Origin of the sequence: Nostoc sp. (genome assembly GCF_036917815.1) — a bacterium.
Taxonomy (GTDB): domain Bacteria; phylum Cyanobacteriota; class Cyanobacteriia; order Cyanobacteriales; family Nostocaceae; genus Nostoc.
The window spans coordinates 37,760-60,761 of record NZ_JBALEK010000058.1; the positions used below are offsets into that span (position 1 = coordinate 37,760).

Consider the following 23,002-nt stretch of genomic DNA (forward strand, 5'->3'; position numbering starts at 1 on the left):
GTGCTAATGCTTAGGCTCTAAACAAAAGATTAAACTCAAAATCAATAATTTGTGTTTTTTATTCTAGACTGATACTCGGATAAGAGAGTAATTCAATCTCAGTAATTACTGAAATAAAATATTGTCCTGATGGCAATGGGTTTACCAAACGGCCACCCAAAAAATACAATACTACATTTGTATCTATCAAAATTAAAGGTTGTGTTAACACCACTCATCCCTAATTTGCTGCTGATATTCCAAAGGGTCTTGAGTTAGTTGAATTACACCCGCATACTAGTTTAAATTAAACTCTTGTTTTTGTTGTGATTGATGAGCTTCTAATATCTTCTCAATTTGCTGCCAGTCCTGATAATCAATTAACACTGCTACCGGACGCATGGTTTCATCAGTCACAATTTTTTTCTTAAAAGGTAGCATGATTTTCTATATCAGATACAACGTTTAACTATATCGATCGTAACTTCAAGACAGAAAATCGATGAGGGAAACTTCACACTCATCTTTAAGAGCGATATCTAGCAATAAGCCTCTCTATATCTACGCTGATTTCCCAGAGTTGAGACTATCTAGGGCTTGCTGAAATTCTGCTGTGGAAGGAATAGCGATCGCGCTTTTATGAAGTATTTTGAGTACAGATGGTTCTTCTATCCTATTGATAACTTCGACAATGGAGCTTGACACTTCTCCAAACCTTGTTTCTAGGACTGTAATGATGCTTTCTCTAGCAGTTTCAACAATTCCTTCTTCTTTTGCTAGCCTTTCAATACTAGTTACGTACCGCATTCTATCTGCCTCCTCGTAACTTCTTACTTCTGTTTTAAAACTAAGTGCCAACTCTTTTGGCAAAACCATTATCCAGTCGATAAACCGAAATAATTCCCGAATATCTTCCCGGCTATATCCCCGTTCGTACAGCCGTCTAACTAGGCTTAGTTTCCACTGTAGCCGATTTTGTGGATTTCGTTGCGTTGCCTTGGTCTTGAGATGCGCCATCACAATTACACCAAAGGGATTGGTTGTTTGCTCTAGGGTTTCCCACCCTTGCTCATAGTCCAACAGTTTCGCCACAGGAAACTCTAAGCTGACACGACATCCGCCCAGTTGATAGCTGTAGCTGGAAGGTCGCCAATTTGCTTGTTCATCTGCTAAAACTGCTAAACTAATCACTCGCTTTTTATGGCGGTCAAATAAGCGGTAATTATATGTGTACATCCGTTCGGCAAATTGGCTGTCATATTGCCCTTGGACTTCAACATGAACCAATACCCAAGCTTCCTCTCCATCCAGTAGCCAAACTTTTGCAACTTTATCGACTAAACGCCGCCCAATTTCTGCATCCGGTTCTAGCTGTTGCAGTTCTGTATCCAGAAATTCATAAGGTCGCGTCCAGTCGATTTCGGCATAAGCTTGGGTGAAAAAGAATTCTAGAAAGCGGGGAAAATATAGCTCAATGACTTCTTTCCAAGGACTATCGTAATCAGTAAGTTGCTCGGTCATGAATTAAAACAAAAAGTACCTCTGTGCCATTGGTAAAACTGTCGCAGGTTCACAAATCAGCAACTCTCCATCAGCCCTAACTTGGTATGTTTCTGGATCTACTTCAATGTGGGGTAGTGCGTCATTCAGCTTCATATCCCGCTTACTCAATTGGCGTGTTCCAGAAACTGCAACTGCTGCCTTTTGTAAACCTAGCTGGCTGGGAATTTCTTTCTCTAAAGCTGCTTGGGAAACAAAAGTTAATGATGTGGCATGACGCGCCCCGGCAAAACTACCAAACATCGGTCGCATATAAACGGGTTGCGGTGTGGGAATACTGGCGTTAGCATCGCCCATTTGCGCCCATGCAATCATTCCGCCTTTAATCACTATCTCTGGTTTCACGCCAAAAAATGCCGGACGCCACAAACATAAATCGGCTAATTTTCCCTCTTCCACTGAACCCACATATTGAGCAATTCCGTGAGCGATCGCAGGGTTAATTGTATACTTAGCAACATATCTTTTTGCCCTAAAATTGTCTGCTTTTTGCTCTATTCCTTGTGGATTAAGACTTCCTCGTTGCACCTTCATTTTGTGAGATGTCTGCCAGGTACGAATTATCACTTCGCCTACCCTTCCCATCGCCTGGGAATCAGAAGAAATCATGCTAAATGCGCCTAAGTCGTGCAAAATGTCTTCAGCAGCAATGGTTTCCCGGCGGATGCGAGATTCGGCAAAAGCAACATCTTCAGCGATCGCAGGGTCGAGGTGATGGCATACCATCAACATATCCAGGTGTTCATCTAAGGTATTGACGGTGTAAGGACGTGTGGGGTTGGTAGAAGATGGCAGAACGTTGGCTTGGCCACAAACTTTGATAATATCTGGTGCGTGTCCACCACCTGCGCCTTCAGTGTGGTAGGTGTGGATGGTACGATTCTTAAAAGCTGCGATCGTATCTTCCACAAATCCGGCTTCATTCAGGGTATCGGTATGAATCGCTACTTGCACATCATAAGCATCGGCAACGCTGAGGCAAGTATCAATTGCTGCGGGTGTGGTTCCCCAGTCTTCATGTAGTTTTAACCCCATTGCACCGGCGGCTACTTGTTCGACAAGTCCTTGGGGTTGACTGGTGTTACCTTTACCCAAAAATCCTAAGTTGACAGGAAAAGCATCAGCAGCTTGCAGCATTCGGTAAATATTCCAAGGACCGGGGGTGCAGGTAGTGGCGTTTGTACCTGTAGCTGGCCCAGTACCGCCGCCGATCATCGTGGTAATACCAGAAGCGATCGCCACTTCAATTTGTTGGGGGCAAATAAAATGAATATGGGCATCGATACCGCCAGCAGTGAGAATCATTCCTTCCCCTGCTAAGGCTTCAGTTCCGGGGCCGATAATAATATCTACATTGTCTTGAATATAAGGATTTCCGGCTTTACCAATTTTGAAAATCTTGCCATCTTTAATGCCGATATCTGCTTTGACAATTCCCCACCAATCGAGAATTAAGGCATTAGTAATTACTAAATCTACAGCACCATCGGCGTTAGAAATGGGGGATTGTCCCATCCCATCGCGGATAACTTTACCGCCGCCGAATTTTACTTCATCGCCGTAAGTGGTGAAATCTTGTTCAACTTCAATAAATAATTCTGTGTCTGCAAGTCGGATGCGATCGCCTACTGTTGGCCCATAAGTTTCGGCGTAGGCGCGGCGATCCATTCTGTAAGGCATAATGCTACTCCTGGGGTGGTGTTACTTTGATTATTTTTGAGCAAGTTTAGAGATATTCAGAGGAAATTTTGTATAAATTTATAATTTTGTTGTAACCGTAGATGTAGTGAAATAAATTTTAATGGTAGTTAAAGCGAATTTATAACCGCGAAAATCTAGAATGATATTGGGAACATAGGCAGATATAAAACTGAGGTAGAATGTTATCTAAACTGAGAGTTCAGCACTACAAGAGCCTCTTTGATATCGAAGTTGATTTAGAACCATTAACTGTATTTATTGGACCGAATGGTTCGGGAAAGTCGAATATTTGTGAAGCTTTATTTGTATTATCTAATTTTTTGGAAAGATTAATAATTAATATCAATGCTCAGGAATTAATACCTTTTTTCGCTCAGTCTTTAATAGCTACAAGTACAAACCAGCAGAAAATTGAATCAAAATTCTGGCAGGGTAAGCAAGATTATCTTTTCTTTGAAGTGGATACAGACTCAAATCGAGAAAGCCAAGAATTCAATGATATATCAATTCATATTGATTATCCGCAGCGAATAGTCTCTATTAGTAGACTAGACTATTACGGAAATTTAATTAGTGCAAGTAATCAGTATACACTGGAACTAAGAAAAATTTTAATTTCTGATAATTATTTGAATTCTCATGTAGCCAAGGCAGTCAAAAAAGTTAGTATTTATGATTTTGCCCCAATTAGTCTCTCTAATAATATTCCATCAACTAGTGGAATAGATAAAACAGGACAGGGAATTGTTGATGCTCTAGCTGATATTTTGCTGAGTAATCGTAAAAGTTTTGATGAGTTGGAGGAACGTTTGACACGGCTTGTTCCTAATATACAGAGAATTTCTTTACTGCGTAGAGAAGATAGAACTTTTTTACTGGAATTAATCGACAGATATTCTGAACATCATATCCCTGCTTCGGATATATCTGATGGTACACTTAGAATTTTGGCATTTCTAACCGCACTTTATCAAGAAAATACCCCCAGTATTATTTGTTTTGAAGAGATAGAAAACGGAGTTCATCCTTGGTTGTTACACAAAATGATGGAATTATTGCAAATAATTTCTACAGAGGGGATTACAGGTAAACCTGTTCAAGTATTAATCACAACTCATTCTCCAGTTTTGCTAAATTATGTCGAACCTCACCAAGTGCGTGCTGTTGAGTTAGACACCGAAGGTAAAACTCAAATTCATGCCTTACCCATTGATTCGGAACGCTTCCAAAAAGCCCTAGAAGCTTATGATGGAGCATTAGGTGAACTTTGGTTTACGAATGTGTTTGGAGGTAATCCGGTATGAATCGGGCGATTCGTATTGGGCTAATTGCTGAGGGAGAAGCAGAACTCGGAGCAAGTATTCCCTATATTAAACCAGAAGATGGTGGAAAAGTTATTGAAAGAGATAGAGAAGGGGCACTTCATACCATAATCAGACGAGAAATTAATAATTTGGGATTGCCTGATTGTGATTTTGTACAAAGACATCCATCCATCAGCGAGAGTCGAGTCTTTAAACGGCGTGTAGGATACTCAATTTTAGATCCAAAATATTTAGCACAGGTGATTATTGCGTGGAAACCTGAAGAAGTTGATATGATCCTAATTGTAGTTGATGCAGATGATAAGCTTCACCAAAGGCAAATTGACTTGGAACGGGCTTTAAATAAAATCCGTGATAATCACCTGGATGTTAGCGAGCAAAAAATTAGCGATCGCAGTGCAGGAGGTTTAGCGATTAAAAATTTTGAACTGTGGTTATTGGCAGACACTCAAACAGTATCAAGCATTTTAGGTGTAGAGCTTGAACCTCTGGAAAATTTAGAAGAATTAGATGGTGGAAAAGGTATTTTAGAAAATGCGATCGCACAATCAACATATCTCTCTGAAAATAGTAGCAATCAACGCCCTCTACAAATTCGATGGAAACTTGCTTTTGAGATTGATTTAGCAATTATCAAAAATCGTTGTCCGAATGGATATGCTACTTTCTCACAACATTTAATTGCGGCTACAACGGTAGTTGCTAACTCAATCGCCGGTACGTAGCATTTATTCCCTACCTAGTTTAATTAGAATAGCATCGAATGATTTTAAGTATCTAAATGTCCGTTAATTTTGCTGTTGAAGCCGTAGACTTGGCGACTACCAACGAGAGGGATTATAGTTATTTCTTTTTCGTCGCCTGGTTCAAAGCGAACTGCGGTTCCGGCGGGGATATCGAGGCGCATTCCTCGTGCTTGTTCTCTGTCAAAATTTAAGGCGGTGTTAACTTCATAAAAGTGATAGTGGGAACCGACTTGTATGGGGCGATCGCCTGTATTTGACACTTGTAATTTTACAGTTTGACGACCAACATTCAGTTCAATTTCACCTTCTGGTATGATAAATTCCCCAGGAATCATAACTTATTTTTCCCAATTTAAATATTTTCTAAGAAATCGACAAAAAGCCCAAAACCTTGAGGACATTGTTCTGCAATATCTTGATATCTAGCATTTCCTAATATTCTTGGTGCATCTACAGTACCTTTATATTTTTTGCCACATTTTCTAAAAATTCCCTCTACAATGTTTTTAGGTGGAACATTATGATTTTGATCTTCAACTGGTCTTGTCCATGTTACATTCAGAGAATTAACACCAAGTACACTTCTTAATTGGGATTCAGCAGCTAAAATTAATGCTTCTAAATCATGTTTAAAGCAAAAAAATTTAAAACGTTCTCTTAAGCGATTATCATTAATTCCCTTAGACTGTAGTGCTTGATTAAAATTATTTAGAATACCATTTTCTAGCTCTTGAACTGTTTCATGTTCAAAACCCTTGTTTTTGGGATACAGGTCTGGCATGACTACTACTATTGAATCTGGCGGATTGCAGATAATATCGATTGCTGCTATTGGAGTCTTTGTCACTAAGTCTTTTTTAGCATCCCCTCCTTTACTATTATCACTTCCTTTAACAGAAAAAAATTTAATGCTGATACCTTGTTGAGATTTATCATCAATTAAACTTGCTAATAATGCTTCCATTGCTAACTTATCAGATGGACCTTCTACATAAATCAAAACTCTCATGGCAGCCGCTCCAATTGATCACTACGGTGTAACTGTTCTATTTCATCTGAGCCAAAATCATCAAGCATATCTATTAAAACTTGAGAATTTCCAGGTTTAATAAACTTTGCTTCCCCATTTTCTTTTCTGAGTACAGCAATTTGAGATATGTCAAATTGAGTGAGGAAGTAAGAAGCATGAGTAGCCAAGAAAATTTGGGTACGTTCAGAAGCTTTTTCAAATAAACCAGCAAGAACAGGAAGGGTTCGAGGATGAACGCCTTGATCTGGTTCGTCGATACAAATTAAAGAAGGTGGATTTGGCTGCACACAAAGACAAATCCAACAAATTAGGCGTAGAATACCATCTGATAAATCAGCAAGGCTAAGGTCTTGATCAATTCCTGATTCTTGCCAAAAAGCTATCACTTCTCCTGGCCCACCACGAGCTTTTACTGTCAAACCTTTAAAACCAGGAACCACAGAACGCAAGTGTTGTTGTAGTTCATCAAATGCTGATCTATGCTCAGTCATTAAGTAATGCAAAATTGAACTTAAATTTCCTGCATCTTCACGTAAAACAGGTTCTTGTTCAATCGGAACTGATTTGCGTATTTTATAATTTGCTATATTAAAAGAACTATAAAACTTCCAATCACGAATATATTCACGTAAGTTATATAAATCCTCAAGTGATGGATTTGTCATTACACTTAAAGCAAGCTGATTAGGCCGCTTTAGCGCAATCTCTTGCTGTGCAAATTTTTTGGTGTCAGGGTCTTGAACAACACCTTTATTACCTTTAATATCCATATATATATATGGATTAGTGTATTTATCACTAAAAGGTTTAGATGATTCTACACGTTCATAGGAAACTTGAGTTCGACCAACAGGCCCCATGAGTTCCCCTAAATATCTAATCCCAACTGGACGACCTGTATCAATTTCTATATCCCATTCAAACTTAGCTGGTCCTGGAATATGAAAAATCTGTTGACCAATAGAATCAGGAACTATTTCTGCTGGTATATCTTGAGATAAACTTTCTCGTAAAAATCTCAGAAATTCAAACAAACTAGATTTTCCAGCACCATTAGCACCAACAATAATTTCTAATGGTTGTAATGGCGCTTCAAAATTTCTAAAAGGTCGATAACCCTGAATTTTGACTGATGTTAATCGGTATGGTGATACCATTTCGTTACCTCTATTTGCCTTATCTCTATTTTTACTATATTAAGTTCTTTTTCATTAACGAATTGGATTATGTACTGTTACTAACTTTGTACCATCAGGAAAAGTTGCTTCAACCTGCACTTCATGCACCATTTCTGATATCCCTTCCATGACATCATCCCGCGTCAATAGAGTTGTACCATAACTCATTAATTCAGCTACAGTTTGCCCATCTCTCGCCCCTTCTAAAATAGCAGCAGAAATATAAGCAACAGCTTCGGGATAATTCAGTTTTAAACCCCTTCCTTTACGTCTTTCTGCTAATAAAGCAGCAGTAAAAATCAATAACTTATCTTTTTCCTGCGGCGTAAGTTGCATTCCTCTCTCCTCTCTCTGTGTTCTCTGCGCCTCTGCGGTTCGTTTAAACCTGCCACACTCTTGGTATACAATTACCACGATTCAAAAAAGAAACTCGCAGCAATTGCCAAACATCAATAAACCAGTTTCTCACCTCAGATGTAGAAGCACCGCGATATCGACACAATAATCCATGTTGTAACCTGCTAACACCCGCTTCTCCCTCCCCATGCCATAAATTTCGCGTTTTTTCGATAATTTCTGCGGAAACTGCACCACCAACCCAAACTAGACTACCAACGATTGGTTTTCCAGCCAAGCCGTGGGGACTGTGGAAAATGTCTTCGCTACCGGGTAAGTATTGCCGATCAATCCACAAAGGAACACCTTCTTGCCAAATTTCCGTGTGCGATCGCCATTCTCCTTGCAAGAATTTTTCTCCTCTAGCAGTCCGACCAAATCGGGTAATTTCCCAGCCTAACCAACTGCCCCCGGTTGCTAATTCTACCCGTAAATCTTGCCGATAAATCGCGTCGTTAAATAAAATTGTCTCTTGCGGTAGCCATTCTAAACAAGCACCAGCGTCAACTTGCATCTGGATGGTTTGTCTAGCTTGTAAGCCATTGCTGCGGTATATCTTGCTTGCAGCCGCCGTGGTGATTAAGGCTTGGGCTTGGGCTTGGAGGTGGATGTTAGAGGATAAGCGATCGCCTCCCACCATTCCCCCAGCCGTGTGTAAAATGACGCTATGACAAACATTTTCCCCTTCTGGATAAAATGGGCGTTGTACTTTCAGAGGCGCTTGTTGGTGATTGTAAATTAATTGGGTTTTACCCTGGCGATCGGTATAGACTAAATTAAGTTTGCCATGCCAACCTTCTGTTATTTGCGGATTCCAGGTCATTTATAAATTCAACTTTAAAGTTCACATACCTTATATTTATTTAATACATTCTCTGCTACTTTACCTGCAATTTATCATGATTTTTTAGCCAAGATTACATAATCATCTAATGTATAGTGTAACTGATGCTTCTGACCAAAATACTGTTGGAGTATCGGACTCATATATAGTTGTTTTGGTAATTTTTGTCGAGCAAACTTACCAAATTCAATACCGGACAAAGGTATTCTTGAACCTGTTGAGGTAAGATATCTATACCAGACTAACTCTAATCCCAATTCTGCCAGAAATTTCTCCACTACATTTTTTTCGTGTTCTTGATTTTCAAGTTGATGAACATCGTATATTTTGAATAACTTCTTATCTTGCAAAATTATTAAAATATAGCCTGAACTTTTTAAGCTATTGGCAAATATTTGCTTGTAAGCATTATTAGCTTCAACCCTCTTGGCTGGATCTGCAAAAAAGCAGTGGGAAATTACGATAAAGTCGAAAAAGTCTTTGGGTAGATTATTCGATTGAGTTTTCCAAGTAAAAATATCAGTAGTAACAAAGCGGAAATAAGCATTCACCGTGGTTAAACGCGACTCTATATATCGTCGCCAAAACTGAAGTCCACGAAACTGGAAAGCATCTTGTTTTTCTAAAGAGTAGTAGGATATGTGCATTTGCGGGATATGAAAAAAACCGCTACTACTTTGGAGAAATAAAGCTAAACCATAAGCAACTGTTCCTGGCCCTGCTGCAATATCAAGGATATTAACCTTGCTTGGTAGTAAAGCATCTTGGTAAATGAGAAACCAAGCTAAATATATGCAATATACATTGTCTAAAAAATACTTCATAAAGTAGACATGAGGAGTTAGACTAAAACGGTAGTCTGGGTCTTGTCCAATTTTTAAGTTATTAATATCCTCAAGAGCATCTTCTAGCTTAATAAATAACTGGTTTTCAGGAATCTTATTAAACTCTTCTTTGAGATATTCAACTAGTTTTGATTCAAAATCATCAAATATACGTTCATCAATTCCAGTAGATTGTAGTTTATATTCATCGTGCTGTATTAAATTAAAAATCTTATAGATATATTTAACAAATTCCTCATATGGGATTAATATGAGATCATCTTTTTGCTCTGATACTTCTGTTAATTGTTTACTTAAAGTTTCTGTTTGTCGTTTGTATTCTTGGGAATAACGTTCAAGTTGAAGTTTATCCCTAAATAGTTTTTCTAACCATGAGAATCTTGCACCTGATTTTTGAATCTCTTGCAATAATTGCGTTGCACGTCGGATATCCCCGCGTTTTAAAGATAATTTAAACTGCTGACTTCGCCACCAATTTATGATAAGATTATTCATAACCAAATCCCTCTTTACCTTCCATAATTTCTGCACCTGCAAGGCGAGAAACTAACTTTTCCTTAAATTTCATATAGCTTAATTGCTCATCCTCGTACCACCAAGCGTATTTTTGCTTAATTTCTTCAGCTTCTTGGCGAGTTGATGCGATGAGAGAACGACTCTGGGTTGCATGAAAAGCTTGAATTACAACCCTATCGGCGATCGCTAGTCTGTCAATAAAAGCAGCTTCATCTGTTGGGAAAGTAGGGAGGAGAGGGGTAATAGTGATAGATATTTTAGGAAGAAAACCTTTGAAATAATCAATACTTTGTTTAATTTTAGTGATAGCGTTTAGTCTGGCTTTAATACTGGGCGATCGCGGTTCAAAATCTTTTCTTACTAATTCGCTCCCAGTGGGAATGCTCATATTAATTCGCAATCGCTTAAATCGTTGTAAATAATCAATATCTCTAGTAATAATTGGGCTACGAGTTTGAATCACCAAAGTTGGAGTTGGATAACCGTCAATCCCCATATCTAGCATTACCTCTAACAACCGACGAGTCAATTGATGTTTAGACTCAAGTGGTTGATAAGGATCAGTAACGCTACTCATGTATATACTAGGAGGAGTCTGGGGATTTTTTTCATACCATTTTTTTAATTCTTTCGCTAAAATTTCAGCAGAATTTTCCTTAAAAATTACCCATTTACCCCAGTCTTCGCGCATTTGAGCATTGGGGCTAAATGCAGCAGCATAGCAATAACTACAACCGTATTGACATCCCCTGTAAGGATTTAGAGTAAAATCATAATTACCAATAAAACCAGTAGCTTTTGTTAAGAGTGATTTCGCATTTTGTGCAAAAACATTAACATCTCCAAATTTTTCTCGGACTAATTTTGTAGGAGTGCATTCGCAATAACCTTCATATTTTGGTTGTGCCATGTGAATCCTGATATTTATTGAGAGTGAATTAACGCACCCTACTTCTTATGATTCCCATTTTTATTTTTAAATTACTTCACCAAGATGTACGCTAGTGCGATAGACCATATACACAAAACCACTTTCATCACGAAAGTGCTGATATAATTCTTGAAAATTATCAATAAGCTGTTCGTATGCCGAGCCTTCATGCGGCAAATAAGAAACACTCATTGCTCTTCCAATAAGCCCAGTTAAATCTAACTGTTGCCTATAAGTAAAATTATATTCGTGGATATTAATAAAATAGGGAGTTACTAACAGGGCTTCTACCGACTGCATTCGAGATTCTGCTGGGTGATTGTTAGATGCTTCGCGGACTATTCGGCTATATTCTATAGTGAATGCATCTTCTTGATCGCGGTTATTCCATACCACAGTTAGTAGATAATAATAGCAACGCTTGAGTGCATTCAGACTGCCATCTTTCTATAGGTAAATTATTAATAATTTTTTTCAGTTCACTAAACTTTGCACCTTTTTTACCTTTAGGAAAATTAAATAAATTTTCATGATGACATCTCAGCAGTAAATAAGCTCTCCAGAAAGCTTCCCATGTGCCACTATTATGCTGCAAATTTTGATGGATGATTTGGAATTCATCACGAGATGGGCGACTTTTTTGGAATCTACCATGTGCTGATAAAAATATAGTCTTATCCAACCGTCCATGAGCTAGTTTTTGAGCAACATTTTTGTGTTTTAGAAAAAGCCAATAAAGTCCAGTTTTTCCTGTGCCTTTTCGCCCTCTAATTAGGCAGGTTGTATCGTCTAAAAATCTTTCAAAATCAGTAGTACGCTGAAATAGTAGATTCAAATCTTGTCTTTGGTCAGCAGCATTTACTTCAGGAAATTGCAGACTTTCAATAATGTTCCAACGCTGATCTATTGTATTTAAAACATTGCTACGTTTGAGTTCATCAGTTTTTTCATCAATTAAGTTAGCAATTTTTGTGTAGTAATCTTGTATACCTTGTACAGGATAACTATCAGCCAAAGCGATTGGCAAAAGATAAGGGACTACTAAAAGTTTTTCTATTGGAGTTTGAGAATTATCTAAATCTGGCTCATCTTCATCTGTTTCATAGTTTTCATTTGTTACTGTATTTAATCTGTTCAGCAATGAGTACCAAATTTGTTTTACTTTCGACAAACCAATCTCAGTAACATCAGGAACAGCAGAAAAAACAAAATTAATGGATAAATTTTTTACCCATTGGAGGGATTGTATTAGCAGTTCTATTCCTTGTTTATTTTGTTCGTTAGGAAAAAGAAATATAATTGCTTCGTCAGCTGCTTGAATTAATGATAAAGCTCCCCATTGATTGATTCCAGTTCTCGAATCAATTAAGATAATATCAGGTTTTAATTGTTCGTAAATTTCACGTTTGAAAACAGACCAAAGATTTTGATCTCCATCAATAATAGTAGTAGCATGAAGATCATCAACTTTGGAGACATAATCAAGATTAAGACAACCAGCAGGAACAACAAATAATCTGCCTGTAGCGTTAGGTATTCTCACTTCACCGAATATTTCTGCAATTGAAATACTCGGTTCTATTCCTTCTGGTAAGTAGGAACGCTCATAAAAATAGTCAACTATTCCATACTTTGGTTGTGGTTTGAGGTTGAATGCTGTACTCAAGCCAGGTGCTTCTAAATCCAAGTCCACAGCTACGACTTTAAGACCACGCATTGCCAAAATTGAGGCAACATGGGTTAATGCAGTAGTTCTACCTACTCCTCCTTTAAAGGAATAAAAGGTTACGGTTCTGGGTAAACTGGGTTCACGCTGCGGAAGTTGAGGTTGATTTTGCGGATTTGCTGCTTGAATTGCTAAATCTTGCCAAGTTTTTACTGAAGCTGTATTAAAAGCCTGCGGTGCTGAAAGATTTAGTGATTCTGCTTCTTGAAGCGTATATAAGGAAATAAACCCAGGAGATAAATGAGGAACTTGTGATTTAAGTAAATTAAAACTTTCTTCTTTCCTCTGAGGAATAGATAAATTAATAAAGCGATCGCTGACAATAGTCAAATTCAATAAACCTGATGTGGAAATATTTAAATCAACCCATTCTTGTGAATTATGCACATACTGGTTTGCAATTTCCTGCTTTAGCAAAACCTGCCAACTTTCCTGCATTTGACCACCTCTTTAAAGTTGAGTAGCTTGCTTTTCTAACCACCCCTTGAGACTCCGATAAGCTTTTAACCAGCGTTTGTAACTTTCATCATCAGACTCAAGGCCACAATAACGCATATCTATAAATTTTTGGCTATTTGGATTTTCCACTTCAGTAAGCCATTTTTGCACTTCAGGAAAATTAGCAATTCTAGATTTAAGTCGATTGTGCCGATTTAATGCTTCTGTGTAACTATGTCCCGGATTAGTAATAGTATGCCCAGGATTAGTAGAATCTGTCTTCCATTCCTGAGTTGCACCCTTTGGTAAGGTAGCAAAAATCATTGCTTTTAATAAACATTCAATGGTTACACCTCCAAAGTGCATAGCGGCTACTCTTCTTTCCGATTCCTTTCTACATAATATTTCAGTATCAAGGTGACGCTGCATAAAAGCGGCTTAGTAATCTTCCATTTCGTTATTTTCTCATTTGAAACACCTGAATCTTGACACAAAAAAAACAGCCGCCTCCATAAAGGAAGCAGCTGTTTTTACAAACAGAGGACTACAAAGTATTAGTAATCGAAGTCTCCGCCACCAGCGCCACCGCCAGCAGGAGCGCCATCCTTAGGTTCAGGCTTGTCAACTATAATACATTCGGTTGTCAACACCATACCAGCGATCGAAGCAGCGTTTTGCAGAGCAGAACGAGTCACTTTCGCAGGGTCAACAATGCCAGCCTCTAACAAATCGACGAATTCGTTTGTTGCAGCATTGTAGCCAACGTTGAATTCTTTCTCTTTCACGCGTTCAGCGATCACAGCACCATTCTGACCGGCGTTTTCAGCAATCCGCTTCAGAGGTGCAGGTAAGGCGCGAACGACAATCAACGCACCAATCAACTCTTCATCTTTAAGATTGCTCTTTGCCCAAACTTCCAATTCAGGAGCAAGGTGAGCCAGAGTTGTACCACCACCAGGAACGATACCTTCTTCCACAGCAGCTTTAGTAGCATTGATAGCGTCTTCTAGGCGCAATTTCTTGTCTTTCATTTCGGTTTCGGTCGCTGCACCCACTTTCACTACAGCAACACCACCGGAGAGTTTAGCAAGACGCTCTTGTAATTTCTCTTTGTCGTAAGAAGATTCGGTTTCATCTATTTGACGACGAATCTGTTCGACACGAGCCTTAACCGCAGCTTCGTTACCTTCGGCAACAATTGTGGTGCTGTCCTTGGTAATGGTGATTCGGCGAGCTTTACCCAGGCTATCCAGCTTGGTGTTATCTAGCTTCAGACCAGCATCTTCGGTAATTAGTTGACCACCAGTTAAAACAGCGATGTCTTCTAGTAGTGCTTTGCGGCGATCGCCAAAGCCAGGAGCCTTAACAGCAGCCACGTTGAGTACACCGCGTAAACGGTTTACTACCAAGGTTGCCAAAGCTTCTTTTTCAATATCTTCGGCGATAATCACCAAAGGACGACCAGCACGAGCTACTTGCTCTAACACTGGCACAAGGTCTTGTACCAAAGCGATTTTCTTATCGGTCAGCAGTATGAAAGGCTCATCAAAAACCGCTTCCATCCGTTCAGCGTCGGTAGCGAAATAAGGAGAGATGTAGCCTTTGTCAAAGCGCATCCCTTCAGTGATTTCCAACTCGGTGAACATAGATTTCCCTTCTTCTAGGGAAATTACGCCTTCCTTGCCCACCTTGTCCATTGCTTGGGCAATCATCTGACCAACTTCTTCGTCATTACCAGCCGAGATCGCACCAACTTGGGCAATGGCTTTGGAATCTTCCACTGGACGGGCGTGTTCTTTGATTTTCTCTACTAGGAAGGCAGTAGCTTTGTCAATCCCGCGCTTCAGCGAAATCGCGTTAGCACCGGCTGCAACGTTCCGCAAGCCTTCTTTGACGATCGCATGAGCTAAAACGGTAGCAGTTGTGGTGCCATCGCCCGCAGCATCATTGGTCTTAGAAGCAGCTTGACGAATCAGAGCTACACCAGTGTTTTCAATATGATCTTCTAATTCAATTTCTTTGGCGATCGTTACACCGTCGTTAACAATTTGCGGTGCGCCAAATTTCTTTTCTAGAACTACGTTACGACCTTTGGGGCCAAGGGTAACAGCTACAGCCTCAGCCAGGATGTCAATGCCTCGTTCCAAGGCGCGACGGGCGTTTTCGTTGTAGATAATGCGCTTTGCCATAGGTGTCTAAATCCAGGGATTAGGTCAATTTTTTCTTGAATTGGGTATTGGGCATTGGGCATTGGGCATCGGGCATTGGGCATTGGGCATTGTCTTTATTTCTGACATTCCCTGTTCCCTATTTCCTGTTCCCTATTCCCTATTCCCCATTCCCCACTAGATAACGACTGCTAAAATATCTTTTTCAGAAAGCAGTACATATTCTTCGGTGCCGAGTTTGATGTCGGTGCCAGCGTACTTGGAGTACAGCACCTTATCGCCAACTTTAATGTCCAATTCCTGACGGCTGCCGTCGTCGTTACGCTTGCCAGGGCCAAGAGCAACTACTTCCCCTACTTGGGGCTTTTCTTGGGCATTGTCGGGTAAATACAAACCGCCTGCGGTCTTTTCTTCAGGGGCGCTCACTTTAATGAAAACGCGATCGCCTAAAGGTTTAACTGTAGAAACGCTTAGAGATAAAGCAGCCATAATTATTTTCTCCAGAGTTTAGCACTCTCAACTCCTGAGTGCTAATCTACCGAAAATTAGCATCCAATGGCAAGAATCCCTGTAGTACGGGTTCCCGAACTACAGAGTCAGAGATTTACTTAAGTATAAATGCTTAATTAGTTATACCTTGCGGGTTCTGTTCCGTAAGTTACGAAGAGAGTAGGGAGTGGTGAGTAGGGAGTAGGGAGTTATGAGAATTCTTCCCCATTCCCCATTCCCCATTCCCTACTCCCCTTTTATTTGTTATGGAACTGTAATCAGGGAGCCGCTCGATGAGTAACAATAGAGTGATCCAGTCCAGCCATCAAATCCCCAAAACCTCTAACTCTCTAAAACATAAGACCCTGAGTAATTGTGTAGAAAGTTTAGAAATTGCAAAAAATCAGCGACATATTTTTATTTGCGCTGACCAGATAATTGCTAATTGCTGCTCAAAACGAGCTAGTCTGGAATCCTGGGAACACTTAAAAAGCGACTTAGGAGTTAAAACTCAATGAGCCGCAACAGAGTTATCCCATTTACGTCTCTAGAACTAAAGCCAATTACTTGCGTGTTTCTTGTTCTAGACCCATAATGGTGGTTTACCCTGATGGTGTCTGGTATCGCCAAGCAAACCGGAAGTTACCCTGCGGATCGTCCGAGAACACTTAAATACGCATAATGGTGGTTGAAAAATATGCGTTTTTAACCCACCCTATGCCAGAAACTTCCCTAGTTTCTTGTGAACACCTCATAGAGGCTTAACAACCGAAGGATATGGTATAGCAGTAAGCTTAAAGAAAGTGCGGGTTGGTTTTGAGGTAGGGTCATCTTTAAGCCAATACTTACTTGTGAGTCAGAAGGATTATTATTTTATCAGTGTTTTCTCGCCCGCCCCTTTCAATGCGATATATAATAGCGCATTATAGATACTACTGCTATACGTATCCTTGCTGGACTTTTGCTATCGAGCTACTAGTCTATTGAAAATGCTCGGCATTTTTAAGACTTCGAGACAGCAAAGGCAAGTTAAGTAGGAAAAAGGACAACATCTCAGATAACCCACCACAGAGGATAAATATTCAAGACTTTGATGGACCGAAGCGCGACAAGTGCCACTGCTATGAAAGAGCCCAGCATGAAAGATCACAAACGACTTCTATTGATTGATGATGACCCTAACCTCATCTTGCTGGTGAAGGATTACTTAGAATTCCGGGGATATGAAGTCATCACCGCCGAAAATGGACGTGAAGCTCTGGAAATTTTAGAGCAAGATGTTCCAGACATGATCATCTGCGACGTGATGATGCCGGAAATGGACGGATATACTTTTGTGGAACAAGTCCGGCAAAACGAACGCACCAGCTGGATTCCGGTTCTTTTCCTTTCAGCCAAGGGACAAAGTGCAGACCGAGTTAAGGGTCTGAATAAAGGTGCTGATGTTTATATGGTCAAGCCCTTTGAACCAGAAGAACTCGTAGCCCAAGTTGAATCCTCGCTGAAACAAACTATCCGTTGGAAAGAACACCAAGCAAAAGGAGGCGAAAACGGTTCCCGTATCCAGGTTCCCTTCGATGTGCAATTAACCCCAACCGAACTGAAAGTAGTCCAGTTTGTCGCTAGGGGTTTAGCTAACCGTGAAATTGCTGAAGAACTAAATGTTAGTCAGCGCACGGTTGAAAGCCATGTGTCCAATATGTTGGGCAAAACCAATCTCCACAACCGCACTGAATTAGCGCGGTGGGCGATTGAAAATCAAATGGCTTAAACAAAGTTAAGAGTTAAAAGTTAGGAGTTATGAATTATGAATTTTTTAACTTCTAACTCGTAACTCCTAACTCCTAATTAAGATTTACCACCCATCTTCTTCAGGGCTGGATTGGTGCAAAACTTCTAAATCCAGTTCATCCAGGTAAGTTAGGGCGCTTTCAATCTGGGAAGCAGTACCTCGCAGTTCCAAATCGAAGCAGCTATATTGTGGCACGTTTGGGCTGACCTGAGCATCAGCAATAATGACTGTAATGCCATAGTGAGAAACCAGTCGTGAAATGACTGGTTCCTCATGCAAGTCTTTAGGAATGCGAACCTGGATGCGAGTTTGGGTGCGTCTATTATCTAAAATATCTGTATTGGATTTTACTTGTTTATTTGGAATTGCCATTCTAGCTTCTTACTCGACTTCTGGGATGGGGGTTTCGCTTTGGATGATTTCTTTTAACACTAGCGTCACTTATCCCACGCAGGCAAGCAAGAAAGTATTTGCCTTAGCAAACCATTAATCTAAATGTAGTAAATATGAAGAATTCCTCATAATCCGGTAGTTATGAGGTTAATTGTTATTGTATAGTGCTTTTCGAGCAGATTTAATATAGCCAATCTGTGGGGTTACAACAATTGTTGTAGCCCTAATTTATTATGTATGAGATTTAATACTGAAGTGATAACTGCTATATATGTTACTTTGTCAAAGTTTCAGGGAACTCTATTAATAGAACCTTATAGATTTAGCCCTCTGTTTAAATATCAATAAAAATCGATTTTTTAGGATATTTACTTTTGTGTAATGACCTATTGTATAAATCCCCATTGTCCAAAACCTATTGACCCAGTGAATGCAAACAACCTTATTTGCCGTAACTGTGGGTCAGAAATCCTGTTGCAAGGTCGCTATCGGGTACTCAAGCAACTAGGACAAGGTGGCTTTGGTAACACTTTTGAAGTTGACGAGTGTGGGAAAACTAAAGTCTTAAAAGTGCTGACTGAGAATAACCCCAAAGCCATTGAACTGTTTCAGCAGGAAGCAAAGGTTTTGAGTCAGCTAAACAGTGCAAAATGCTATGGCAAAAAACGGCAATTCAATCAACTAATGGGTCTAAATCTGCTGCGTCATCTAGTTCTGTTGCTACTCTATCAGTCAGTGTAGCTAAATCAGTCAATGCGTCTTCTAGCCAGACTCAGAAAAGCCAAAAACTTTGGCAACTTCTCATCGGTTTAGGATTGGGACATTTTGCTGTTGTTATTGCGGTTATTAGTCAACCAAACACCAAAAATCCGGTTTTGGTTTCTCCTGTAGAAAATGTTCCGGTAGCTATTCCTAGTCCAGTTACCCGAATTCGTGAAATCCCATTAGTTGTTAAATCTCAACCTACAATAAGTCCTTTAACTTTGCCTACATCTGACAAAGTAAAAACCGAACAAGCTCAAATAGAGGAGATAGAAAAACAAAAACTTCAGGCTGCTTTAAAAGCGGAGGATGAGAGACAAGCGGCTGTTAAAAAAGAAGCTGCTGTTAGAACAGAAAGAGAGCAGTTAGAAGCTGTGATAAGAGAAAGAAATCAATGATAAATTTCACAGTTAAAAGCTTAATAGCTTTGGTGGTAACTAGCTCGGCTTTGTTATTAACACCAATGAGAAGTGATGCACAGGTAAATATGAATAGACTAGCTCAGGTAGCGAAAAGCTGCCAAGAAAATGTACTTTCTTCTAACTATTACAGTTTATGAGTATTCCAGGTCTATTACCCTTTGCCGTGCTGAGTCAGACAAACGATCCTACAATGGTATTAACCCAAGTAGCCAAAGCAGTTGAAGCAATTAGCGATCGCCAGCTACAAAGAAATATAGCTGCTGCCACTGGCATTTTAGCAGGTCTGGTCTTAAAGAAAGATGTAATTAGCAAGATTTTAAGGAGTGAGATTATGCGCGAATCAGTCATTTATCAACAAATCCTAGAAGAAGGTGAAGCTAAAGGCGAAGCTAAAGGCGAAGCCAAAGGTAAAGCAGAAACAACAAGAAAGTTGGCTTTAAATTTGTTGCGAATTGCAATGAGTTTAGAACAAATTGCTCAAGTTACTGAATTATCTATTGAGCAGGTTCAAGTTTTACAAGAGGAGATTCAAAAATCTTAATTTTAACTAATCGCTTTATAAAATACCAAATACGCGACTATACAAGCAAAACCCGCGATCGCGGGTTTGAAGTTTTTTATTAGTCCGCGCAGACGGATTTGGGTTAGGGGGGATCAATCAGTGCCTAAAATTGTCAACCACTTTTCAAACAACCCCTAACCCCAGAGGGGCCGCATCATGTCAATAAGTAAAGTCTATTCTCAATAGAGTTAAAAATAATGTCATTAACTCTTACTTATTGCGAAAAATTTAGGCGATCGCTTTGGGGCTTAAAAAATAATTAAACGCGAAAGGAAAGATTTTTTCGTTGGTTCTTAACCTTCGTTGTGATCAAGAGTAATTTAGATGCGTTTGCCCTGGGATTGAAATCAGTTATCATTGTTAACTGTTCACTGATAATTAATAACTGGTTAGAAGTAGGGGACTCTGATTCTCAAAATTTCTGAACCCATAAACTTTATAACAAACCTTGTTTTTTCAACTTAGCTAGCGCATCTTCAGCAGCAGCTTTTTCTGCATCTTTTTTATTGCGTCCATTACCAGTTCCAAATGCTTCTTCGTGTCCATCCACAAATACCTTAGAGTTGAACTCTGGTGTGTGAGATTCACCACCTATTTGTATTGTCTTATATATCGGAGGAATCGTGATACCCCTGCTTTGCACCCATTCCTGAAAGCGATTTTTTGAGTCTACATTAGAGCGAGACACAACAATATTCTCAGGTACAGAATCAAATAGTGGTTCTACAATTGCGCGAACTTTTCCAATATCAGAACCATTGTCTAAATAGTAAGCACCAAGAACAGCTTCAAAGGTACTGCTAAGTAAATTGGGATTTTGGTAGCCTCCGTCTCGAATCGCACCTATTCCTAACCGCATCCTAAAGTCTAAACCAACCTCCTTGGCAAACTTTGCTAATTGCTTCTCATCTACCAACGCCGAACGCCGCCGTGTTAATTCATCTTCTCCCTTTTCTCCATGCTTTTTATAGAGATATTCACCGCTTAAGAAATTTAGGATAGCATCACCGAGAAACTCTAGGCGTTCGTTATGTTCCCCTTCTCCAGGATGTTCGTTGACATAAGAACGGTGGGTAAGTCCTTGTCGCAAAAGTTTTTCATTTTTGAAAATCAAAATTTCATGCATTTTACGATTATTTTATTTGTGAATTGAATAGAAGGGCGGGCAGGATGCCCATCCCACAAGGTAAGAACTGAGAAAATTCAGGTATTATTTAGACACAATTAGCCTTTTTCCAACCAGGTGGAAACAGACTATTTCCACGGGACCGATTGCAAGTTAAACAAGCTAGTCTTAGGTTTTCTAAAGAATTGGAACCGCCACGACTTTTAGGAAAAAGATGTTCAATGGTCACTTTATCTGTTGTTATATAATGACCACACCACCAACAGTTATGACCATACAAATCAATAAGTTGCTGCTTCTTGTTGTACTTCTGCTTAGAATTCATTTGCTTTAGTTTCGTTTTGCTTTTTGTTTGCAAAAGCAAAAGAACATCAGCTATCCAGCATAAATCTAGAGTTTTAGATAGGAATTTATAGTTAGGAATTCCCATAACAACGCTTATGCCTACAATCAGTGAAAACTTCATGAGTTTCACCCATTGCAAGTTAAAGGGCGCGTACAGCACAAAAACCCTTAGCCGTAAAATTAGCGTAAATAATAATGACTATTACGCTCATTAAACGGTTGATGACTTTTATAGACGCGGCCACTAACTTTATCTGCTAGCTTAGTTTTTTTGCCTTGATAGTGAATATAAACCAAAAGTTTACGTAATGTCAAGGGATGCCGGCTAAATTTTTTACTTACCACCTTGGCAAAGCCAACGCCGTTGGCAGAAACGCCCGATCTAAGTCGAAACACAAATCAGGAAAAAATTATCTAAGCATATCACCTGATTTGCTTAGATAACTTTCTTGTTTAAATACCCATATCTACATCGAATATCCTGATATGGCTTACCGTAACACTCGCTATAGTTAAATAATATTTTAGCTAATAAATAATTTATGGCTTACTTTGCGCGATCGCACCATACAAAATACCTAAAATTTTCTTAATATCCTTAATATAATATTCACTCAAATCAATGGAAACTACATTACCTTCAAGTTTGAGAAACTGCCAGATAGTACCGATAGTAACAGCACCATATATAGCTTTGATTTGATTTCCACCTCTCTCGTTAAATAACTGAGCAGCTACCATTTCAGCAATACATTGGGCTAAACCAGACCTCAAATTTTCATTTTTACTTTCTACTATGACAATTACCGGACTACGTACAAGCAACTGCTCTGAAGAAAGACTTAAAATAAAATCACAAAAGCCGTTTAATCCTCGCTGGCTATCAACAGTAAAATCAACTCCAGAGAAAAAGCTTATTTCATAATTAAATTTGCGTCTAATTTCTAACAAAATTGGACTAATTATCATTTCACTACGAGCTTTTTCTGAACTTATCGCTACTGCTAAATCTACATTTTCCCTAAGAATAGTAGATAATAAATCACTATATTCTTGTTCTTGTACGTTTGCGAATAGTCCAGATGACTCATGGATAACTAACCCAAAAGAATCAATAACTTCAATAAGTTTAAAATCACTATAAGCCATAAAACTTAATCCTTAGTCTTAGAAAAGCCCACGAAAAACTTAACCCCCTAACCCCCTTCCCGCGACGGGAAGGGGGAAAATTCAAAGTCTCTCTCCTTTTAGGAGAGAGATTTAGAGAGAGGTTTTCCACATACCGTGAAAAGTCAGAACTAAATCCAGAGATAAATCAGCGAAGCAGGGGAAATTTATTATCTGATTTGACAAGAAAATTCGCTTATTTAAGTAACCATATTTACCTTGATTATCCTGATATGGCTCACTGTAAGCTTCCAAATAATTATCGAATAAATTGAATATCCAATAATCAGTAATACCTGCTTTGGCATAGAGAGGTATTTTCACATCTTGGTCATAAGCTCCCCATTGATTAATTCAATGTGGTCATCTTCATGGAAAAAGCCCAATTCAGTAAGCCTGTGATATTCATCCAGTGTGAAGCGTTTAGCCTGAGCAATACTCATAAATTATCCTCTCAAGGGAAATGCGATCGCACAATCGCCCGTCGGAGGCGATCGCACTTATATTCTAAATGTGTCAGAAATTGGTATGCTAAAGGCCAAGACTCGCTATGAAAGCAAA

The 23,002-nt window shown here is 39.3% G+C and carries 28 protein-coding genes and 1 pseudogene; 8 read left to right on the plus strand and 21 right to left on the minus strand.

Annotated features, from left to right (window positions below):
* Positions 1 to 276 precede the first annotated feature (276 nt).
* From V7K97_RS32090 to ureC, 3 genes are all read right to left on the minus strand, one after another.
* Positions 277 to 420: a hypothetical protein gene (locus V7K97_RS32090; protein WP_335152118.1), complete on the minus strand. Its 144-nt coding sequence runs from the start codon at positions 418 to 420 to the stop codon at positions 277 to 279.
* Positions 421 to 540: 120 nt separating this feature from the next.
* Positions 541 to 1,500: a transposase gene (locus V7K97_RS17485; RefSeq protein ID WP_334802281.1), complete on the minus strand. Its 960-nt coding sequence runs from the start codon at positions 1,498 to 1,500 to the stop codon at positions 541 to 543.
* A 3-nt stretch (positions 1,501 to 1,503) separates the two neighbouring features.
* Entirely contained in the window at positions 1,504 to 3,219 is a 1,716-nt protein-coding gene (ureC, locus tag V7K97_RS17490) for an urease subunit alpha (protein WP_334802282.1), read from the minus strand.
* 200 nt (positions 3,220 to 3,419) lie between these two features.
* On the opposite strand from ureC, the gene V7K97_RS17495 reads away from it, so the two are divergent.
* The gene (locus V7K97_RS17495) at positions 3,420 to 4,544 is read left to right on the plus strand and encodes an AAA family ATPase (RefSeq protein WP_334802283.1); all 1,125 of its coding nucleotides are present in this window, start codon (positions 3,420 to 3,422) and stop codon (positions 4,542 to 4,544) included.
* Positions 4,541 to 5,290, plus strand: a complete 750-nt coding sequence (locus tag V7K97_RS17500) for a hypothetical protein (RefSeq protein WP_334802284.1) — start codon at positions 4,541 to 4,543, stop codon at positions 5,288 to 5,290. Before V7K97_RS17495 ends, V7K97_RS17500 begins: the two co-directional genes overlap by 4 nt.
* 44 nt (positions 5,291 to 5,334) lie before the next feature.
* Here the strand turns inward: V7K97_RS17500 and V7K97_RS17505 are convergent, their stop codons facing one another.
* From V7K97_RS17505 to groES, 12 genes are all read right to left on the minus strand, one after another.
* Positions 5,335 to 5,646: an urease subunit beta gene (locus V7K97_RS17505; RefSeq protein ID WP_334802285.1), complete on the minus strand. Its 312-nt coding sequence runs from the start codon at positions 5,644 to 5,646 to the stop codon at positions 5,335 to 5,337.
* A gap of 17 nt (positions 5,647 to 5,663) precedes the next feature.
* Positions 5,664 to 6,320: a DUF4276 family protein gene (locus V7K97_RS17510; protein ID WP_334802286.1), complete on the minus strand. Its 657-nt coding sequence runs from the start codon at positions 6,318 to 6,320 to the stop codon at positions 5,664 to 5,666.
* Positions 6,317 to 7,498 carry an AAA family ATPase gene (locus V7K97_RS17515; RefSeq protein ID WP_334802287.1) on the minus strand — a complete coding sequence of 394 codons (1,182 nt, stop codon included), beginning with the start codon at positions 7,496 to 7,498 and terminating at the stop codon, positions 6,317 to 6,319. The genes V7K97_RS17510 and V7K97_RS17515 overlap by 4 nt, the downstream gene beginning before the upstream one ends.
* A gap of 54 nt (positions 7,499 to 7,552) precedes the next feature.
* The gene (ureA, locus tag V7K97_RS17520) at positions 7,553 to 7,855 is read right to left on the minus strand and encodes an urease subunit gamma (protein ID WP_265274331.1); all 303 of its coding nucleotides are present in this window, start codon (positions 7,853 to 7,855) and stop codon (positions 7,553 to 7,555) included.
* A 43-nt stretch (positions 7,856 to 7,898) separates the two neighbouring features.
* Positions 7,899 to 8,738 carry an urease accessory protein UreD gene (locus V7K97_RS17525; protein ID WP_334802288.1) on the minus strand — a complete coding sequence of 280 codons (840 nt, stop codon included), beginning with the start codon at positions 8,736 to 8,738 and terminating at the stop codon, positions 7,899 to 7,901.
* Positions 8,739 to 8,812: 74 nt separating this feature from the next.
* Complete coding sequence (locus V7K97_RS17530) at positions 8,813 to 10,099, minus strand: photosystem II assembly protein (protein WP_334802289.1); 1,287 nt, start codon at positions 10,097 to 10,099, stop codon at positions 8,813 to 8,815.
* A complete protein-coding gene (locus tag V7K97_RS17535; RefSeq protein ID WP_334802290.1) occupies positions 10,092 to 11,030 on the minus strand; it encodes an SPL family radical SAM protein in 939 nt (312 codons plus the stop codon). Before V7K97_RS17535 ends, V7K97_RS17530 begins: the two co-directional genes overlap by 8 nt.
* A 66-nt stretch (positions 11,031 to 11,096) precedes the next feature.
* Positions 11,097 to 11,447: a hypothetical protein gene (locus tag V7K97_RS17540; protein WP_334802291.1), complete on the minus strand. Its 351-nt coding sequence runs from the start codon at positions 11,445 to 11,447 to the stop codon at positions 11,097 to 11,099.
* Complete coding sequence (locus V7K97_RS17545; protein ID WP_334802292.1) at positions 11,434 to 13,215, minus strand: ParA family protein; 1,782 nt, start codon at positions 13,213 to 13,215, stop codon at positions 11,434 to 11,436. The genes V7K97_RS17540 and V7K97_RS17545 overlap by 14 nt, the downstream gene beginning before the upstream one ends.
* Positions 13,216 to 13,227: 12 nt before the next feature.
* Positions 13,228 to 13,644: a hypothetical protein gene (locus V7K97_RS17550; protein WP_334802293.1), complete on the minus strand. Its 417-nt coding sequence runs from the start codon at positions 13,642 to 13,644 to the stop codon at positions 13,228 to 13,230.
* Between the two features lie 125 nt (positions 13,645 to 13,769).
* Positions 13,770 to 15,404: a chaperonin GroEL gene (gene groL / locus V7K97_RS17555; protein ID WP_334802294.1), complete on the minus strand. Its 1,635-nt coding sequence runs from the start codon at positions 15,402 to 15,404 to the stop codon at positions 13,770 to 13,772.
* Positions 15,405 to 15,560: 156 nt separating this feature from the next.
* Positions 15,561 to 15,872 (minus strand): co-chaperone GroES, encoded by a 312-nt coding sequence (gene groES, locus V7K97_RS17560; RefSeq protein ID WP_334802295.1) that lies wholly within the window; start codon positions 15,870 to 15,872, stop codon positions 15,561 to 15,563.
* A 1,093-nt stretch (positions 15,873 to 16,965) separates the two neighbouring features.
* Between groES and V7K97_RS17565 the strand changes: the two genes are divergently transcribed.
* Positions 16,966 to 17,643 carry a response regulator transcription factor gene (locus tag V7K97_RS17565; RefSeq protein ID WP_012407592.1) on the plus strand — a complete coding sequence of 226 codons (678 nt, stop codon included), beginning with the start codon at positions 16,966 to 16,968 and terminating at the stop codon, positions 17,641 to 17,643.
* An 84-nt stretch (positions 17,644 to 17,727) separates the two neighbouring features.
* Here V7K97_RS17565 and V7K97_RS17570 read toward each other — a convergent pair whose 3' ends face one another.
* A complete protein-coding gene (locus V7K97_RS17570) occupies positions 17,728 to 18,036 on the minus strand; it encodes an NIL domain-containing protein (protein ID WP_334802296.1) in 309 nt (102 codons plus the stop codon).
* Between the two features lie 402 nt (positions 18,037 to 18,438).
* Here V7K97_RS17570 and V7K97_RS17575 point away from each other — a divergent pair, with 402 nt between their 5' ends.
* From V7K97_RS17575 to V7K97_RS17590, 4 genes are read left to right on the plus strand one after another with little or no spacing between them, the layout of a single operon-like run.
* Positions 18,439 to 18,798, plus strand: coding sequence for a 4-Cys prefix domain-containing protein (locus V7K97_RS17575; RefSeq protein WP_334802297.1), 360 nt, complete (start codon positions 18,439 to 18,441; stop codon positions 18,796 to 18,798).
* On the plus strand, positions 18,708 to 19,217 hold the full coding sequence (locus tag V7K97_RS17580; protein WP_334802298.1) for a hypothetical protein: 510 nt from the start codon (positions 18,708 to 18,710) through the stop codon (positions 19,215 to 19,217). Before V7K97_RS17575 ends, V7K97_RS17580 begins: the two co-directional genes overlap by 91 nt.
* A complete protein-coding gene (locus V7K97_RS17585; RefSeq protein ID WP_334802299.1) occupies positions 19,214 to 19,378 on the plus strand; it encodes a hypothetical protein in 165 nt (54 codons plus the stop codon). The genes V7K97_RS17580 and V7K97_RS17585 overlap by 4 nt, the downstream gene beginning before the upstream one ends.
* Complete coding sequence (locus V7K97_RS17590) at positions 19,375 to 19,782, plus strand: hypothetical protein (RefSeq protein WP_334802300.1); 408 nt, start codon at positions 19,375 to 19,377, stop codon at positions 19,780 to 19,782. The genes V7K97_RS17585 and V7K97_RS17590 overlap by 4 nt, the downstream gene beginning before the upstream one ends.
* Positions 19,783 to 20,239: 457 nt before the next feature.
* On the opposite strand, the gene rnc is transcribed toward V7K97_RS17590, so the two are convergent.
* From rnc to V7K97_RS17615, 5 genes and pseudogenes are all read right to left on the minus strand, one after another.
* Positions 20,240 to 20,929 carry a ribonuclease III gene (rnc, locus tag V7K97_RS17595; protein ID WP_334802301.1) on the minus strand — a complete coding sequence of 230 codons (690 nt, stop codon included), beginning with the start codon at positions 20,927 to 20,929 and terminating at the stop codon, positions 20,240 to 20,242.
* Between the two features lie 88 nt (positions 20,930 to 21,017).
* A complete protein-coding gene (locus V7K97_RS17600; protein WP_334802302.1) occupies positions 21,018 to 21,395 on the minus strand; it encodes an HNH endonuclease in 378 nt (125 codons plus the stop codon).
* A 59-nt stretch (positions 21,396 to 21,454) separates the two neighbouring features.
* Entirely contained in the window at positions 21,455 to 21,670 is a 216-nt protein-coding gene (locus V7K97_RS17605; protein WP_334802303.1) for a hypothetical protein, read from the minus strand.
* 144 nt (positions 21,671 to 21,814) lie between these two features.
* Positions 21,815 to 22,423, minus strand: a complete 609-nt coding sequence (locus V7K97_RS17610; RefSeq protein ID WP_334802304.1) for a hypothetical protein — start codon at positions 22,421 to 22,423, stop codon at positions 21,815 to 21,817.
* A gap of 111 nt (positions 22,424 to 22,534) precedes the next feature.
* Positions 22,535 to 22,884 (minus strand): annotated as a pseudogene (locus tag V7K97_RS17615) (hypothetical protein).
* Here V7K97_RS17615 and V7K97_RS17620 point away from each other — a divergent pair.
* The gene (locus V7K97_RS17620) at positions 22,813 to 22,995 is read left to right on the plus strand and encodes a hypothetical protein (RefSeq protein ID WP_334802335.1); all 183 of its coding nucleotides are present in this window, start codon (positions 22,813 to 22,815) and stop codon (positions 22,993 to 22,995) included. The pseudogene V7K97_RS17615 and the gene V7K97_RS17620 sit on opposite strands and share 72 nt — an antisense overlap.
* Positions 22,996 to 23,002 lie beyond the last annotated feature (7 nt).

What these genes read in the sequence shown, in the direction of transcription:
- V7K97_RS32090 (WP_335152118.1), bottom strand. Translation starts at nt 420, where the DNA reads ATGCTACCTTTTAAGAAAAAAATTGTGACTGATGAAACCATGCGTCCG.
- V7K97_RS17485 (WP_334802281.1), bottom strand. Translation starts at nt 1,500, where the DNA reads ATGACCGAGCAACTTACTGATTACGATAGTCCTTGGAAAGAAGTCATT.
- ureC (WP_334802282.1), bottom strand. Translation starts at nt 3,219, where the DNA reads ATGCCTTACAGAATGGATCGCCGCGCCTACGCCGAAACTTATGGGCCA.
- V7K97_RS17495 (WP_334802283.1), top strand. Translation starts at nt 3,420, where the DNA reads ATGTTATCTAAACTGAGAGTTCAGCACTACAAGAGCCTCTTTGATATC.
- V7K97_RS17500 (WP_334802284.1), top strand. Translation starts at nt 4,541, where the DNA reads ATGAATCGGGCGATTCGTATTGGGCTAATTGCTGAGGGAGAAGCAGAA.
- V7K97_RS17505 (WP_334802285.1), bottom strand. Translation starts at nt 5,646, where the DNA reads ATGATTCCTGGGGAATTTATCATACCAGAAGGTGAAATTGAACTGAAT.
- V7K97_RS17510 (WP_334802286.1), bottom strand. Translation starts at nt 6,320, where the DNA reads ATGAGAGTTTTGATTTATGTAGAAGGTCCATCTGATAAGTTAGCAATG.
- V7K97_RS17515 (WP_334802287.1), bottom strand. Translation starts at nt 7,498, where the DNA reads ATGGTATCACCATACCGATTAACATCAGTCAAAATTCAGGGTTATCGA.
- ureA (WP_265274331.1), bottom strand. Translation starts at nt 7,855, where the DNA reads ATGCAACTTACGCCGCAGGAAAAAGATAAGTTATTGATTTTTACTGCT.
- V7K97_RS17525 (WP_334802288.1), bottom strand. Translation starts at nt 8,738, where the DNA reads ATGACCTGGAATCCGCAAATAACAGAAGGTTGGCATGGCAAACTTAAT.
- V7K97_RS17530 (WP_334802289.1), bottom strand. Translation starts at nt 10,099, where the DNA reads ATGAATAATCTTATCATAAATTGGTGGCGAAGTCAGCAGTTTAAATTA.
- V7K97_RS17535 (WP_334802290.1), bottom strand. Translation starts at nt 11,030, where the DNA reads ATGGCACAACCAAAATATGAAGGTTATTGCGAATGCACTCCTACAAAA.
- V7K97_RS17545 (WP_334802292.1), bottom strand. Translation starts at nt 13,215, where the DNA reads ATGCAGGAAAGTTGGCAGGTTTTGCTAAAGCAGGAAATTGCAAACCAG.
- V7K97_RS17550 (WP_334802293.1), bottom strand. Translation starts at nt 13,644, where the DNA reads ATGCAGCGTCACCTTGATACTGAAATATTATGTAGAAAGGAATCGGAA.
- groL (WP_334802294.1), bottom strand. Translation starts at nt 15,404, where the DNA reads ATGGCAAAGCGCATTATCTACAACGAAAACGCCCGTCGCGCCTTGGAA.
- groES (WP_334802295.1), bottom strand. Translation starts at nt 15,872, where the DNA reads ATGGCTGCTTTATCTCTAAGCGTTTCTACAGTTAAACCTTTAGGCGAT.
- V7K97_RS17565 (WP_012407592.1), top strand. Translation starts at nt 16,966, where the DNA reads ATGGACCGAAGCGCGACAAGTGCCACTGCTATGAAAGAGCCCAGCATG.
- V7K97_RS17570 (WP_334802296.1), bottom strand. Translation starts at nt 18,036, where the DNA reads ATGGCAATTCCAAATAAACAAGTAAAATCCAATACAGATATTTTAGAT.
- V7K97_RS17575 (WP_334802297.1), top strand. Translation starts at nt 18,439, where the DNA reads ATGACCTATTGTATAAATCCCCATTGTCCAAAACCTATTGACCCAGTG.
- V7K97_RS17580 (WP_334802298.1), top strand. Translation starts at nt 18,708, where the DNA reads ATGCTATGGCAAAAAACGGCAATTCAATCAACTAATGGGTCTAAATCT.
- V7K97_RS17585 (WP_334802299.1), top strand. Translation starts at nt 19,214, where the DNA reads ATGATAAATTTCACAGTTAAAAGCTTAATAGCTTTGGTGGTAACTAGC.
- V7K97_RS17590 (WP_334802300.1), top strand. Translation starts at nt 19,375, where the DNA reads ATGAGTATTCCAGGTCTATTACCCTTTGCCGTGCTGAGTCAGACAAAC.
- rnc (WP_334802301.1), bottom strand. Translation starts at nt 20,929, where the DNA reads ATGCATGAAATTTTGATTTTCAAAAATGAAAAACTTTTGCGACAAGGA.
- V7K97_RS17600 (WP_334802302.1), bottom strand. Translation starts at nt 21,395, where the DNA reads ATGAAGTTTTCACTGATTGTAGGCATAAGCGTTGTTATGGGAATTCCT.
- V7K97_RS17610 (WP_334802304.1), bottom strand. Translation starts at nt 22,423, where the DNA reads ATGGCTTATAGTGATTTTAAACTTATTGAAGTTATTGATTCTTTTGGG.
- V7K97_RS17620 (WP_334802335.1), top strand. Translation starts at nt 22,813, where the DNA reads ATGGAAAAAGCCCAATTCAGTAAGCCTGTGATATTCATCCAGTGTGAA.